The 14,256-nt window shown below is 46.2% G+C and carries 15 protein-coding genes and 1 pseudogene; 9 read left to right on the top strand and 7 right to left on the bottom strand.

All coding sequences use genetic code 11. The features are described 5' to 3' along the window. Positions 1 to 2 precede the first annotated feature (2 nt). A pseudogene (locus BSZ04_RS05620) lies at positions 3 to 933 on the bottom strand (LysR family transcriptional regulator). Positions 934 to 1,122: 189 nt separating this feature from the next. On the opposite strand from BSZ04_RS05620, the gene BSZ04_RS05615 reads away from it, so the two are divergent. Further along, positions 1,123 to 1,935, top strand: coding sequence for an enoyl-CoA hydratase/isomerase family protein (locus BSZ04_RS05615; RefSeq protein ID WP_088879799.1), 813 nt, complete (start codon positions 1,123 to 1,125; stop codon positions 1,933 to 1,935). A 74-nt stretch (positions 1,936 to 2,009) separates the two neighbouring features. Here BSZ04_RS05615 and BSZ04_RS25015 read toward each other — a convergent pair whose 3' ends face one another. Continuing rightward, the gene (locus BSZ04_RS25015) at positions 2,010 to 2,180 is read right to left on the bottom strand and encodes a hypothetical protein (protein WP_167381301.1); all 171 of its coding nucleotides are present in this window, start codon (positions 2,178 to 2,180) and stop codon (positions 2,010 to 2,012) included. Positions 2,181 to 2,278: 98 nt separating this feature from the next. Here BSZ04_RS25015 and BSZ04_RS05610 point away from each other — a divergent pair, with 98 nt between their 5' ends. Then, entirely contained in the window at positions 2,279 to 3,154 is an 876-nt protein-coding gene (locus BSZ04_RS05610; RefSeq protein ID WP_088879798.1) for a LysR family transcriptional regulator, read from the top strand. Between the two features lie 252 nt (positions 3,155 to 3,406). On the opposite strand, the gene BSZ04_RS05605 is transcribed toward BSZ04_RS05610, so the two are convergent. Further along, complete coding sequence (locus tag BSZ04_RS05605) at positions 3,407 to 3,946, bottom strand: NADPH-dependent FMN reductase (RefSeq protein ID WP_088879797.1); 540 nt, start codon at positions 3,944 to 3,946, stop codon at positions 3,407 to 3,409. A gap of 150 nt (positions 3,947 to 4,096) precedes the next feature. On the opposite strand from BSZ04_RS05605, the gene BSZ04_RS05600 reads away from it, so the two are divergent. Continuing rightward, complete coding sequence (locus tag BSZ04_RS05600; protein WP_088879796.1) at positions 4,097 to 5,047, top strand: LysR family transcriptional regulator; 951 nt, start codon at positions 4,097 to 4,099, stop codon at positions 5,045 to 5,047. Positions 5,048 to 5,158: 111 nt separating this feature from the next. Here BSZ04_RS05600 and BSZ04_RS05595 read toward each other — a convergent pair whose 3' ends face one another. From BSZ04_RS05595 to BSZ04_RS05580, 4 genes are all read right to left on the bottom strand, one after another. Further along, positions 5,159 to 5,590, bottom strand: coding sequence for a VF530 family protein (locus BSZ04_RS05595; RefSeq protein WP_038885589.1), 432 nt, complete (start codon positions 5,588 to 5,590; stop codon positions 5,159 to 5,161). A 171-nt stretch (positions 5,591 to 5,761) separates the two neighbouring features. Then, on the bottom strand, positions 5,762 to 7,366 hold the full coding sequence (locus tag BSZ04_RS05590; RefSeq protein WP_088879795.1) for an ABC-F family ATPase: 1,605 nt from the start codon (positions 7,364 to 7,366) through the stop codon (positions 5,762 to 5,764). A gap of 201 nt (positions 7,367 to 7,567) precedes the next feature. Continuing rightward, a complete protein-coding gene (locus BSZ04_RS05585) occupies positions 7,568 to 7,987 on the bottom strand; it encodes a VOC family protein (protein WP_088879794.1) in 420 nt (139 codons plus the stop codon). A 4-nt stretch (positions 7,988 to 7,991) separates the two neighbouring features. Next, positions 7,992 to 8,792 carry a PhzF family phenazine biosynthesis protein gene (locus BSZ04_RS05580; protein ID WP_088879793.1) on the bottom strand — a complete coding sequence of 267 codons (801 nt, stop codon included), beginning with the start codon at positions 8,790 to 8,792 and terminating at the stop codon, positions 7,992 to 7,994. A 346-nt stretch (positions 8,793 to 9,138) separates the two neighbouring features. Here BSZ04_RS05580 and BSZ04_RS05575 point away from each other — a divergent pair, with 346 nt between their 5' ends. The 6 genes from BSZ04_RS05575 to BSZ04_RS05550 all read left to right on the top strand — a co-directional run bounded on the left by BSZ04_RS05575 (position 9,139) and on the right by BSZ04_RS05550 (position 14,256). Next, on the top strand, positions 9,139 to 10,095 hold the full coding sequence (locus BSZ04_RS05575; RefSeq protein ID WP_088879792.1) for an MBL fold metallo-hydrolase: 957 nt from the start codon (positions 9,139 to 9,141) through the stop codon (positions 10,093 to 10,095). Next, positions 10,085 to 10,399, top strand: coding sequence for a hypothetical protein (locus BSZ04_RS05570; protein WP_005453102.1), 315 nt, complete (start codon positions 10,085 to 10,087; stop codon positions 10,397 to 10,399). Before BSZ04_RS05575 ends, BSZ04_RS05570 begins: the two co-directional genes overlap by 11 nt. Further along, on the top strand, positions 10,387 to 11,253 hold the full coding sequence (locus BSZ04_RS05565) for an MbnB/TglH/ChrH family RiPP precursor modification enzyme (protein ID WP_010453176.1): 867 nt from the start codon (positions 10,387 to 10,389) through the stop codon (positions 11,251 to 11,253). The genes BSZ04_RS05570 and BSZ04_RS05565 overlap by 13 nt, the downstream gene beginning before the upstream one ends. Beyond that, on the top strand, positions 11,246 to 11,977 hold the full coding sequence (locus tag BSZ04_RS05560; protein ID WP_088879791.1) for an HvfC/BufC family peptide modification chaperone: 732 nt from the start codon (positions 11,246 to 11,248) through the stop codon (positions 11,975 to 11,977). The genes BSZ04_RS05565 and BSZ04_RS05560 overlap by 8 nt, the downstream gene beginning before the upstream one ends. Next, positions 11,974 to 12,573 (top strand): HvfX family Cu-binding RiPP maturation protein, encoded by a 600-nt coding sequence (locus BSZ04_RS05555; protein ID WP_005429408.1) that lies wholly within the window; start codon positions 11,974 to 11,976, stop codon positions 12,571 to 12,573. Before BSZ04_RS05560 ends, BSZ04_RS05555 begins: the two co-directional genes overlap by 4 nt. Positions 12,574 to 12,660: 87 nt before the next feature. Further along, positions 12,661 to 14,256: a cytochrome ubiquinol oxidase subunit I gene (locus BSZ04_RS05550; protein ID WP_088879790.1), complete on the top strand. Its 1,596-nt coding sequence runs from the start codon at positions 12,661 to 12,663 to the stop codon at positions 14,254 to 14,256.

Raw genomic sequence — 14,256 nt, 5'->3', positions numbered from 1 at the left:
CTCTACTTCCCTCGCCCGTACATCTTGTCGAAGTTTGGGATGTTCTTCTCCCACAATGGATTTGAGTGTGTCGATGAATAGCTTGGTTTTGATCGGCGCATCACGGTGTGGATAGACTGCATAGAAGGTGCCGAAATCATCAATATTCAAGTGCGTCATGATCGGCACCAACTTGCCTTGTTTGATTTCGTCTTGAACCATTTGTGCGGTCACCACAGCAAGGGTATTTCCTCCTGCTGCGCTTCTTGCCAACATTTCCACATCATTCACTTTATAAGCGACATTAAGCTGAAAGTGCTGTTGTTTACCTTGCTCATCTTGATAGCCAAATTTATCGAATAACAAGCCTGGAGCGGCGTAGATAGTGGCGGGTAGTGATTCCAATTTCTCCAGACTGTTCACCTCACCATGCTTTTCTAAAAACGCTGGGGCGGCAACAATCAACAGGCGACTTCGCGCAATCTTTCGAGTAATCAAGCTCGAGTTTTTAGGTCGTCCGATGCGGAAGCCAATATCAAACCCCTCTTGCACCATATCAACCATGCGATCTTCTAAGCGCAGTTCAAACTCCACATCTGGGTATTGTTGTTGAAACACCGAAATCGCATCTTGAACATATTGACGTCCGAACATGGTTGAACTGGTAATGCGCAAGACACCACGAGGCTCTTCGTGATAATTCTGCGCCAAACGGTGAGTATCACTGAGAAGTGTGCGAAGGGATTTGGCTTGGTTGACCATTTCATTCCCGGCCGCCGTCAATGATAAAGAGCGCGTAGTTCGGTTGAGCAATCGAACACCCAACTCATCTTCCAAACGGCTGATCTGTTTTGAGATCACCGAACGATCCACATTCTTCTGTTCTGATACCTTGGTAAACGAGCCAAGCTCGACCACTTCAAGTAACAGCAATAAACGACTAGAGAAATCCATAACGTCTTACCTAAAAAACTATTGTTGCTTTTATAGCACCAATTATATGCCATTTAGCTTATTTTTCTCATCTTATAACAAATCTATAGTAGCTGCACACAACGGGAGAGAGACAAACCTCCTCAATACCAAGCCAATAAATTCGCGTTACTGAGGTCCGCTGATCTTACTAACGCTGAGGAAACAGCTATGAAAACTTTATCAATCACACAACAAAATGGCATCGCTACTGTTGAAATCAACAACCCACCAGTGAACGTACTGACTATCGATTTGATTAATGAAATCAACGAATTTGTCCTATCACTTAAAGATGACCGCGATACGAAAGTAGTGGTATTCAAATCGCTTCATGAGTCTTTCTTCTTGGCGCATTTAGATTTGAACGTTATCAACGGCACACAAGGCGGTCAGGCAGCATCAATTGAATTCAACCACATGATTGCCAACATCAAAGCGATGAAACAAGTATCGGTTGCTGTGGTTGATGGTGTGGCTCGTGGCGGCGGTAATGAGTTTGTGATGGCGTGTGACTTGGCTTACGGCACTGAAAACGCGGCATTTGCTCAGCCAGAGATTCACGTCAACATCCCAACGGGTGGTCAAGGTGCGGTGCAGTTCGCTCGTCGCATGGGCAAAAACAATGCGCTTCAAGCACTGCTACTTGGTAACGACTTTACCGCACAACAAGCAGAGCAGTTAAACATCATTACTCAGTTTGTTCCTAAAGCAGAGTTGGATGGGTTTTTAGCAACAACATTGGGCGTGATTAGCCAACTAGAAGTGCGTGACATCGTGATGTACAAAGAGATCATCGCAACCTCTATCAAAGATGAAGACGCAGGCGCAGAGCTAGAATTGCGTTACTTCTTAGAGCGTGCAAAAGAGCAAAAAACCGCAGCAATCATCGACGCGTTCCTAAAACACGGTGGTCAAACAGAACGTGAAGCGAAAGACATCCAAGGTATCTTTGTGGATACCGCGGCAGAGCTAAGTCAATAACAGAATTTGGTTCGCCATCGACCTAAGGCACCGGCAGTCCGTTGGTGCCTTTATACCTTCTAGGAAGGAGCCTGTTAGTCTTTTTCAAACGTCGCAACGGTCTTAATCACGCCAGACATCATTTCGTTAGCGTCTGATTTCTTAGCCGAACTTTGCATGGTTTGAGTATTTTGACGCAAGCGCTCACGTAATTCTTCAAGTTCCTTTTGTGTATCCGATAATTCCGCAGATTGGTTGTTACTCATCTTATTCTCTACTTGTACTTAACGATTAATGGAGCGATTGTCATCTAAACTTTTTATAAGATACAGTTAGCTACCATCTAAAAATTAGATACATTGTTATGTTCAACCTTCAACAACTTGAAACGTTAGTCATGTGCGTGGAGTGTGGTTCGTTTTCTGCGGCGGCAAGAAAGCTTGGTAAAGCACAGTCTGCGGTCAGTACTACCATTTCAAACTTGGAAATAGACACAGGGCTGATCATTTTTGATCGTACTTCTCGGTTGCCTACCTTAACGGCACAAGGCGAGCGGTTGCATGCTCAAGCTATCTCGTTATTAGAGCATGCACAACACGTACAAAATATGCTGCAAACGTTCAATGTGGGAGTAGAAGATAGGATCCCGATAGGGATCAATGCGCTTTTATTAACACCACAGTTTTTTGGCGTCATTGAGGAGTTATATCAGCAATTCCCGCACACCGAGCTCAATCTTAATGTATTGAAAAACAATGACATTGTCGATGCTGTCGCGAGTAATGAAGTGGATATCGGTTTTATATTATGGGGAAGTACACAGCCTAAGAACGTGCTTTTAGGTTCGATTGGTTATGTGCCGTTTTCTATCGCTGTACATCAATCACATCCACTATTGGCCGAAGACTCCGTTTCTTTTGAAGCGCTTAAAACGTATCGACAAATCGTATTAAAAGACTACCCTGCTCACTACAACGCGAACTTATCTAATTCAATGACCAAAGTGAATGACTTAGAAGCCCTAGTAGAGTTGATTAAACTGAATAATAACTGGAGCTTGATACCTGACCACCTATTTCAAAAGCACCCAGATATCTTTCCCCTTAAGCGACAAGGGGAAGAGAAAGATTGGCTTTTACAAATTGACCGTGTGACGGGCAAAGCAAAGGAAGCAGGTCCTGTCATGCAGTGGCTTACTGAGCGTTGTTTGGATTTTTATCCTAGCGTACAGCCCAAGTAATAGATCGGAAAGCTAACTGCTAAATATTACGATTAAATTTAAATGTCATCAGCCGTATCTCGATACGTTTCGGATGACATTGTGCTCATTACTAATCAATGGTACTTGGCGAACCAAACCTATTCTCGGCCCACACTTCATTTTTGTGTCTTTATTTGGATACCAAACGCCTTGTTCTAATACCGCCATGCCTTACCTACCTTTCTTGATTGGCTACCCTGATGAATCGCTACTTATGCGAGTATAGATAGCTTACAGAGACTTCTCGAAAGAGGTCATTAACTCACTCAATTCCGCTGAGGTCGCTGTATCAAACTCACCCTCTTGGAACTTGTCGTAGAAGCCGCCTAGGCTGTATGTGCCTTTTACATCGCCACCCCACCAAGGCATCAACTCAGCCATGGTTTTGATGTTAGTTGCGCCGCCGTTTGCACCTGGAGATGTGCTCACTAGCAGAACTGGTTTCTTAGTATCACCAAAGAAAGACGTACCTTGAGGCGCAACGCGTGATAGCCAGTCGATCGCATTTTTCAGGAATGCTGGCATTGAGCCGTTGTGCTCTGGTGATGCAATGATGATCGCGTCGTATTCGTTTAACGTTGCACGCAGTTTGTGTGCGTTTTCTGGAATGCCCTGACCTTCAACATCTAAACCGTACATTGGCAATCCAAAGTCATTTAGGTCAATGGTGTTTACTTCTGTTTGTGTAGCTTGGTTTGCCAACGCTTGAACCAATAGGCTATGGATTGATTGGCTGTTGTTGCTACCAGTAAATGCGACGATCTTTTTCATAGTGGAATCCTAATTACGTTTGCCCCTACTTATGTCGGGCACTCAGTGAATGAGATGATATTAATTAACTCACACCAGTGAATAAACACTATAATAGTGGCCATATAGTTCACCATTAGTGAACAATAAGAGTGTTGAGGAAACCACTGCGTGGATAAGATCAGAGCATTAACCGTATTTCGTCGAGTGGTGGAGCTAGGTAGCTTCGTCGCGGCAGCAGAAGATTTAAACCTCTCAAAAGCCGCCATCAGTAAGAACATCAATGAATTAGAGAGCTATTTAAAAAGCCCTCTAATTAACCGTACTACCCGCAATTTGCACATTACCGATAATGGTCAGCTCTATTATCAGCAAGTGTGTCAGGTTCTCGATGCACTCAACAACGCAGACCGCTCGGTGATTGAGTCTTCCCACACATTAAAAGGCACACTCAAAATCAGTATGCCGATGTCATTAGGGTTGATTGAACTGAATCCCATCATCTGCGAGTTCATGAAGCTGCATCCAGAGCTTTCCATCGAAGTGGTGATGAGCGACGAACATATCGATTTGATTGAGCAAGGGGTCGATATTGCCATTCGTGGCGGGGGCGAATTGGGTAACTCTAGCCTACGTTCACGTAAACTATTGGATATCCGCCGTGTACTTTGCGCTTCCCCTCAATACCTTGAAGAGTCGCAGCCATTTCAATCACCACGTGACGTTATACACCATCGTTTACTTAGCTATAGCCTCTCTTCAACGTCTCGCCGCTGGACATTTCAAAATGGCAGTGAGGTACTGGAAGTTGATCTGCCTGCGAGTGTTTACACCGTCAACAGCGGTTTGGCGCTCACCCAAGCGACATGCGCAGGGCATGGGGTTGCGTTATTGCCAGACTTCTTTGTTGAGCCTCAGTTAGCATCCGGTGAATTGGTCGAGATTACCCCTGAATGGCAGATGGAAAAGCACGCGCTCTATATCGTTTACCCTTACCACAAAGAGCAATCGCAAAAGTTACGTGCTTTTATTGATTATGTCGTGGAAAGCTTCCAAGCGCGATTCAGCCGTCAGTCAGATCCGCAGCAGATGTACTCTTCGATTATTAAGCTAGGGTCTTGATAACAAGGTTTAGCTGAAGAAAAGACAATAAAAAAGCCAAACTGGATAGTTTGGCTTTTCATCAAAATCATCCTTGTACCTGATGCCTACAAGAACAAGAAAACTGAAAGTTTATCGACGGCGGTTGTTAAAACGAGCGCGATCTGCACGCTGTTTAGACGAACGCTCTTTGTGTGCAGACGCAGCCTTCGCTTGTGAAGCCAGAATCGATTCAACCGTCAGTTCCATTGGCTCACGTGGCTCCAGTCCATGACGGAAAGTACGTGCGCGTGGTGGCAGGTTGTACTCGTATTCAGATGCCTTTGGCATACGCTTGTAGCGGTATAGGTAGAAGTTCTCTACACGCTCACGAGCCCATTCTGTTTTCTTCAGGTATTTAACACTGCTCGCGATGCTTGGCTTAGTGTTGAAACAGTTCATACGCATTGCTGTGTCGAGGATTTCCCAACCGTAATGGTCAACAAGCTGCTGCAACATGTCTTCTAATTTAAGACCGTGCAGAGGGTTGTTCTTCTGCAGTTCAATACGTTCTTCGTCGGTCATAAATTCATGGCTCATGAACGGCTCCTTAATTGTGGGTGGCGAGCATGGTACCCACCACCTTACCTCTATTAGGTTTAGATTAATTCATCATAGCGAACAAGCCATCAAAGTCTCTGTTTAACAGATATATCTTCTTGGCTTGTTCACACTTATATGGCTTCGCTACGTTGGTTACGCGGCGCTCAACACTTTTTGCTGATGTGCCATGTACTCTTCAAACGTACCTTGGAAACTCACTAGCTGTTTGTCTTTCACATCAATGATCGACGTCGCCAAAGACGATACGAACTCACGGTCATGACTAACAAAGATCAAAGTGCCAGTGTAGTCTTTTAATGCGCTATTTAACGCTTCAATCGCTTCCATATCCATGTGGTTGGTTGGCTCATCCATGATCAGCACGTTGATGTCTTGCATCATTAGCTTACCAAACAGCAGGCGGTTCTTCTCACCACCCGAGCAGTTTTTCGCCTTTTTGTTGGCATCGTCAGCAGTAAACAACAAGCGACCTAGAATGCCACGCACCATTAAGTCATTGTGTTTCACAGTGCGCCACTGAGAAATCCACTCAAAGATGGTCAGATCATTATCGAAGTCCGCACTGCTGTCCTGTGGACAGTAACCAATTGAAGCGTTTTCAGACCACTTTACTACGCCCTGAGTTTGCTCTAGCTCGTTCACTAGGCAACGCAGCAAAGTGGTTTTACCCACACCGTTTTCACCGATGATCGCAAGGCGAGTGCCTGCTTCAAGTAACAAATTGCCTTTTTCAAACAACAGCTCATCACCAAAGGAGTGACCAAGGTCTTGCAGTTCCAATGCCAAACGATGGAGTTTTTTGCCCTCACCGAAATCAATCGATGGGCTAACACGGCTACTTGCTTTCACTTCGTCGAGTTGGATTTTTTCCATCTTCTTAGCGCGAGAGCTAGCTTGCTTCGCTTTCGATGCATTCGCACCAAAACGGTTTACGAATTCTTGAAGTTCGTTGATCTCAGCAGTTTTCTTTGCGTTAGAAGCCAGTAACTGCTCACGACGAAGACCAGATGCTTCAAGGAAATATTCATAGTTACCAGGATAAATGCGCAGTTCGCCGTAATCGATGTCTGCCATGTGAGTACACACAGAGTTTAAGAAGTGACGGTCGTGCGAGATGATGATCATCGTACACTTACGTTGGTTCAACTCTTCTGCCAACCAGTTGATGGTGTGAATGTCCAAGTTGTTGGTTGGTTCATCGAGCAGCAAAATATCTGGGTTAGCAAACAGAGCTTGCGCCAAAAGCACACGCAGTTTCCAGCCCGGAGCAACTTGCTGCATCAAACCAAAATGCAGCTCTTCTTCAATACCCGCTTGAAGCAAAATATCACCAGCACGGCTTTCTGCTGTGTAGCCGTCCATTTCTGCGAACTCACTTTCAAGCTCAGCGACTTTCATGCCGTCTTCTTCGCTCATTTCAGGTAATGAGTAGATGCGGTCACGTTCCTGCTTCACTTCCCAAAGCTTGCGATCGCCCATGATCACAGCGTCAATCACGCTGTATTGCTCGAACGCAAACTGATCTTGGCTCAATACGCCCAGTTTCAGCCCCGGAGTAATAGAAACGTTGCCCGAGCTTGGCGCAAGTGCCCCACTCAGGATTTTCATGAATGTCGATTTACCACAGCCGTTTGCGCCAATCAGACCATAACGGTTACCGTTGCCAAATTTAGCAGAGATATTTTCGAACAGTGGCTCGGCACCAAATTGAATGGTGATATTGTTTGTACTAATGATAGCGGCGTCCTCGAAGGAAATTTCTTTTAAATAACAAGTTGTTAAATCACTTTCGAGATACGGTGAGACAAGGGCATATTGAAAGTGGCCGCCATTCTATCTGATTCGCTCAATAGGTGATATAGATCACGCTAATGTTGCGAAGGATTTTTATCAAAAAAAGCGCCCCGAAAGACGCTGTTAATATCAATTAGTATGAATCTATGAACGCAAAGCCATTGGGTGGCTTGGACTCATCTCTAGCAAGTCCCACAGGTTACCATAGAGATCTTCAAATACAGCGACTGTACCGTAGTCTTGCTCCGCTGGCGGGCGAACAAACTTAATGCCCTGCTCTACCATTCGGTTGTAGTCGCGCCAGAAGTCATCGGTGTTCAAGAATAGGAATACCCGTCCACCGGTTTGATTACCGATAAAGTCATGCTGCTCTGGCTTAGACGCTTTGGCTAACAATAATGTCACACCGTTAGAACCCGGTGGAGAAACCACAACCCAGCGCTTATCTTGCTCTGGTTGGTAAGTATCTTCCACCAGCTCAAACTTCAGCTTATTTACATAAAAATCAATCGCTTCATCGTAGTCTTTTACAACCAAAGCAATATGGATAATGGATTGTTTCATCGCGTTATACCTTTAGTTTTCCGCTGATTACCGTCTTTGCGGAGCCAATCAGTTTAATGCGCCCGTTTTCAAGCAGTTCGGTTTGTAAATGACCGCCGCGGGATGATGCTTGATAAGCACGGAACTGATTTTGACCGAGTTTTTGCGACCAAAACTGAGTCAGTGCGCAGTGGGCTGAACCTGTTACAGGATCTTCGTTCACGCCCACCCAAGGAGCGAAGTAACGCGAGATGAAGTCGAGATCCGGGGAGTTCGATTGAGCTGTTACCACCACGCCGCGGCCATGAATATTCTTTAATGCGTCAAAGTTAGGCGCGAGTTCCAACACGGTTTGTTCATTGTCGACTTCAATAAAGCCTTTGCTGTCAAACTGAGCGTAAGAAACCACTTGCTCCGCTTTCAATCCAAGTGCCGCTAACAACGCAGCGTCTTGTTCAACATCCATTTCAAGCTGAGTCGAAGGAAAGTCGAGCTCAATCGTCGACTCGTTCACTTTCGCATGAAGCTCACCTGAGAGGGTTTGAAAGGCAATGGTATCGCCAACCTTCGCTAACCCTTGCTCTTTTAAGATTCGCGCTGTAGCTAATGTGCCATGACCGCATAGCGCCACTTCGACTTTAGGTGTGAACCAACGCAGTCGCATGTCTTTCAAACAGAGAAAAGCGGTTTCTGATACCGCCATTTCTTCAGCGATAGAGAACATCAATGCTTCTGGTAACGGTTCTTGTGAAAGGCAAACTCCGGCAGGGTTTCCTTTGAAAGGTTCGGTGGTGAAAGAGTCCACTTGGTAGATATCGAGATCCATGATGCGCTTCCTAACATTGCGATTTTGGCAAGGTGCCAAACAGCTTATCGGTTTCATAGTAAAGCGACAATGCATGCCCTGATTGTTCTTGCACAACACAAATAAAAGGCACCTTTCACGGTGCCTTTTTACATTCTGATTCTTGTTCAGCTCAAACTAATAACGTTCAATTTACCTGAACGAAACTTTAAAATTACTAGATATAATTAACCATTCATATTAGATATCTTATTCCCGTGCTTTGACGGACATCAAAAACAAATCGTTTTTCCTGCCTCTTCAACACTTCTTTGGATGCTCACCCAAAGGAAATAAATAAGAAAAATCAAACTCATAGGTATTTGATATGAAACAGCCTTTAAAAGCGTTAGTGCTGGTTCTGGGGTTATCTCTCGGAGCCGCCAACAGTTACGCACTCTCTCTCGAACCGCTAGACAAAGATTTTACTTTGCAACTTCTTGGCTCTGGCGGACCAATCTCTGATGACCTTCGTGCCTCGTCTGGCGAACTGGTTTGGTGGAAAGGGAAATCACGCGTGATGATCGATGCCGGTGGTGGTGTTTATCTGCGTTTTGGTCAAGCGGGCGGCAAATTGGAAGACTTAGACTTCCTTGGATTAAGCCACTTTCACACCGACCACGTCGCCGACGTTCCTGCCTTATTAAAAGGTGGCTACTTCTTTGACCGTCAAGATCCTCTCGATATCGCAGGCCCAGAAGCAGGCTCTGCATTTCCTAGCTTAACCGGTTACATGAAAGCGCTTTTCGACGGTGATGAAGGCGCGTACGCATATCTGAACGGTTTGTTTGATGGCAGCGATGGCTTGTTCCCTGTCACCATTACCGATGTGCCATACAAAACTTCCCAAGGCACCAAGGTGTACGAGCAAGATGGGTTAACCATTTACGCACTGGGTATCCCACACGGCGACGTTCCTTGTCTCGCTTTTCGAATCGAGAGTGCCGAAGGCGTGATGGTGATTTCCGCTGACCAAAACGGCAGTAACCCTGACTTCATCGACTTCGCTAAAGGTGCGGACATCTTATTGATGCCATTAGCTATTCATGAAGAAGCCGACGGAGTCTCATCGTTTATGCACGCTAAGCCATCGGTTGCCGGCAAGATCGCCGCAGAAGTGAATCCAAAACTTTTGGTGCTTAACCACTGGATGGGCTTAGGTCTAAAACTCAAACCAGCTTCCATCAAGATCGTTAAAGAGTACTACCACGGTCAAGTTATTGCTGGTCACGATTTATCTAGCTACCCAATGAGCGCAGCGAAGGAGATGTCTCATGAACAATAAACTTGCTCTATCTATCGCAATGACGTCTGTCATTACTTTGAACTCAGGCATGGCGTTTGCCGATGCACCCACAGAAGCTCCCGTAGAGGCTCAATCCAGCTCTCAACATGGCGGTAAGTGTGCGGCTGGTAAATGTGGTACAGAGAAACGCTTTGAGAAACAAGAACTAAAGAACGATCCACAAGGTCGCTTGGTACGCGCTCGTGACGGCAAATGTGGCGTGACTGGCGAAGGTATTAACCCTTCAGAAGAAACCATCAAACTCACCAAAAGCAAAGTAACAGGTGGCGTATGCGGACAATAACCGATACATCAAAAGGGATTGGGCTGCGCAGCGAACACGTTGATTTGCTGTGTCAGTTGCCCGAGCACCCAGATATCGATTTCCTCGAATTAGCACCGGAAAACTGGATGAATATTGGCGGCTTGAAACGTGAACAGCTGCAAGACATTGCGAAATATTATCCGCTTGTCGCTCATGGCTTGAGCTTATCGATTGGTGATTGCCAACCGTTAAACGAGTCTTTTGTACGAGACGTCGCACGCTTTCTCGATGAATTTAATATCGACATCTATAGCGAACATCTGAGTTTCTCTAGAGACAATCAGGGCTATTTGTATGAACTGCTTCCGATCCCTCGACATAAAGAGAACATTCCGTATTTGGTCGAACGCATTCAACGCGTGCAAGACATTATTCAGCGTCCATTGGCGTTAGAGAATATCTCTTACTACCACGATTACGGACATGAAATGCCAGAGGGCGAGTTTATCGCTGAAGTGAGTGACCGCAGTGGATGTGAGCTGCTTATCGACATCAACAATGTGTTCGTCAACAGCCGAAATCATCATTTCTGCCCTTACGACATGCTGAGTACTTTACCAAGCGACGCGATTCGTTATTACCACATTGCGGGTCACTTGAAAGAGCGTGATGACTTCTTGCTCGATACCCATGGTAAACCAGTGCCTGATGAAGTGATTGATCTGGCTCGTTACACCTACTCGGTGCATGGCAGCAAGCCTTTGCTTCTTGAGCGCGACCACAATGTGCCGTCGCTGCTTGTTCTGGCCGAAGAGCTTCGCAGCATTCATGGTGAGATCTTGGATTTCAGCCAAACACTCGAAGTGTTGTGTAAGGAGGTGCTCAATGCTTAATCCTCCGAACAAAATGCGCGCGCAAACCGAGTCCCTAACGGCTCTGATTCGCACACCTATGAATCAGCATGCGCTGTGTCGATATAGCGAATTTATCCGCGACAACATCTTGGGTGTCGTTGCGAATACGTTCCCTCTATTTTCTTCGCAGTTCGCTGATGAACAACTTGAGCGCATGGTGGATGACTTTGTGGTGATGCATGGCGCATCCGAGCCTGAGTTTCATCATATTGCCACCGAGTTTGTTCAATTTTTGCAGCAGAAAGTGCATCAAGACTCTAGCTCTATTTCTGCCGATCAGATGGCGTTGTTGGAATATGAATGGGTGGCGTTCAATGTAGAAATTGACACCTTAGTCGCGGCATTCACTTCTTCATCGAATCCGATATTCGAAGAGAGCCAAGTGCTGCAACTCAACCCAACATTAAAGCTGGTCGAAGTGCCTTTCTTGCTGCATCAAGACTCCGTGACCTTCTTAACTGACAGGCGTCACCCTGTGTTTTATGGCGTGTTTCGGAACTCACAGCATCATGTGATATCGCAAAAGCTCAGAGAAGTGGATGTCGCATTGATTCAGCTATTACAACAGCAACCAAACCTGACTCTGGCGCAACTACAACAAATGATTGCTCAGCAACTCGCCAGATTCAGTTTCATGGAGTGGGCTCAACACTTCAGTGAACTAGGACTCGTCAGCGTCCGCCCTTCAGGAGAAAAATTATGATTAAGTCAGCCCTCAATTGGTTCGACGGTCTCGTCGAGAAATGCAAAAGATACGATTACTTAGCGTTGCTTGCGATTCGTCTCTACCTCATTCCGGTCATTTTTGTTGGCGCTCGCTCTAAGGTGCTGGGTTTCTCCGGCACCGTCGCGTGGTTTGGCGCGTCCACCGCAGATGGTGGTTTGAACTTACCATTTCCCGAGTTGTTAGCGTTTCTTGCTGCAGGTACGGAAGTGCTTGGTTGTATTTGTATCGCTTTGGGTTTGTTTACCCGAGTGATGTCGATTCCGATGATTTTCTTGATGAGTGTCGCGAGCGCAATGGTGCACTGGAAACACGGTTGGGATGCCATCGCCACTGGCGGCATGGAAGCAACGGTACGTTTAAACGGCTTTATTGAATGGTTAGCAACCAACTTCCCAGGTCGATACAACTACATCACCGAATTGGGTGACCCAGTGATGCTCAACAACGGTATGGAGTTCGCAGCCACCTACTTTGTGATGTTGCTGGTGCTGTTCTTCTACGGCGGTGGTCGCTACGTAAGCTTGGATTACTGGTTGAGAAAACCTTTCTCTCGCACACCAGCAAAAGCGTAACTCAAGCGCCCAAGCTTTAACGCTTAATTAAACAGACTAATAATAACCTTATCTAACCCGCTACTCTGGTAGCGGGAAGGAGTCCTTATGTTTGCAGATGTCGTTGACCTGTCGCGGTTTCAGTTCGCTAGTACCGCACTCTATCACTTTATATTCGTCCCACTGACCATAGGTTTGTCTTTCTTGCTGGCCGTTATGGAGTCTTTGTACGTCATGACGGGAAAAACCATCTACAAGGACATGACCAAGTTCTGGGGTAAGTTATTCGGGATTAACTTCGCAGTGGGCGTGGCGACCGGTCTTACCATGGAGTTTCAATTTGGTACCAACTGGGCGTATTACTCTCACTATGTGGGCGATATTTTCGGGGCACCGCTCGCTATCGAAGCCTTAATTGCCTTCTTCCTCGAATCCACCTTAGTCGGCATGTTCTTCTTCGGTTGGGATCGATTATCAAAACGCCAACACTTGTCGGTCACTTGGCTGACAGCGCTAGGTTCTAACTTCTCTGGGTTGTGGATTTTGATGGCAAATGGCTGGATGCAAAACCCAGTCGGCGCAGAATTCAATTACCAAACCATGAGAATGGAAATGATCAACTTTGCTGATGTGGTGTTTAACCCTGTCACGCAAGTGAAGTTTGTTCATACCGTGGCTGCCGGTTACACCACAGGTGCTTTGTTTGTGATGGGCATCAGTGCTTACTACTTACTCAAAGGTCGAGATATCTCGTTCGCTCGCCGTTCGTTTGCGGTGGCGTCTGCATTTGGTATGGCTGCGATTGTGTCGACATTGATGCTGGGTGATGAATCGGGTTACGAGCTTGGTGACGTGCAACAGGTAAAACTCGCGGCAATTGAGTCCGAATGGCACACCGAAGAAGCACCCGCCTCGTTCACGCTATTTGGCTTACCAAACCAAGAAACTATGGAAACCGACTACGCCATTAAGATTCCATATCTAATGGGGATCATCGCGACTCGCTCGCTGGATGAACCTGTGATGGGCTTACGCGATCTGATGGTACAGAACGAAGATCGTATCCGCGATGGTATCCAAGCTTACGGCATGCTAGAGGAACTTCGCGCAGGTAACGACAGCCCTGAAAACATCGCTCAATTCGATGAGATGAAGAAAGACCTCGGCTACGGTCTGCTATTGAAGAAATACACCGAGAACGTCACCGACGCGACTGAAAGCCAAATCAAACAAGCAGCGCAAGACACGATTCCTCAAGTGGCACCACTATTCTGGAGCTTCCGAGTCATGGTGGCGTGTGGGGTATTGATGTTCGCCATTATCGGTTTGTCTTTCGTCCAAGTCTGCCGCAGAAAATTAGGTTCGAGCCCTTGGCTATTGAGAGCGGCACTATGGGCGATTCCATTGCCTTTCATAGCTTGTGAAGCAGGTTGGTTCGTTGCTGAGTACGGACGTCAGCCATGGGCAATTGGCGAGGTCCTTCCGGTCAATATGGCAGTATCTAACCTCGCACCAAGTGACATTTGGATTTCACTCGGCTTTGTTTATGTGCTCTACACAGCATTCTTGATTGTAGAAATGTTCTTGATGGTGAAGTTTGCCAAACGTGGACCAAGCGTGCTTAAAACGGGTCGCTATCACCACGAAGAAAACAACAAAAAAGACAAACAATCCGACACATTCAAACTGATTGATCAGCACTAA

Origin of the sequence: Vibrio rotiferianus, assembly GCF_002214395.1 — a bacterium.
GTDB lineage: Bacteria > Pseudomonadota > Gammaproteobacteria > Enterobacterales > Vibrionaceae > Vibrio > Vibrio rotiferianus.
The sequence above is the reverse complement of the archived record's forward strand: the minus strand, read 5'-3'. Positions and strand labels throughout refer to the sequence as shown.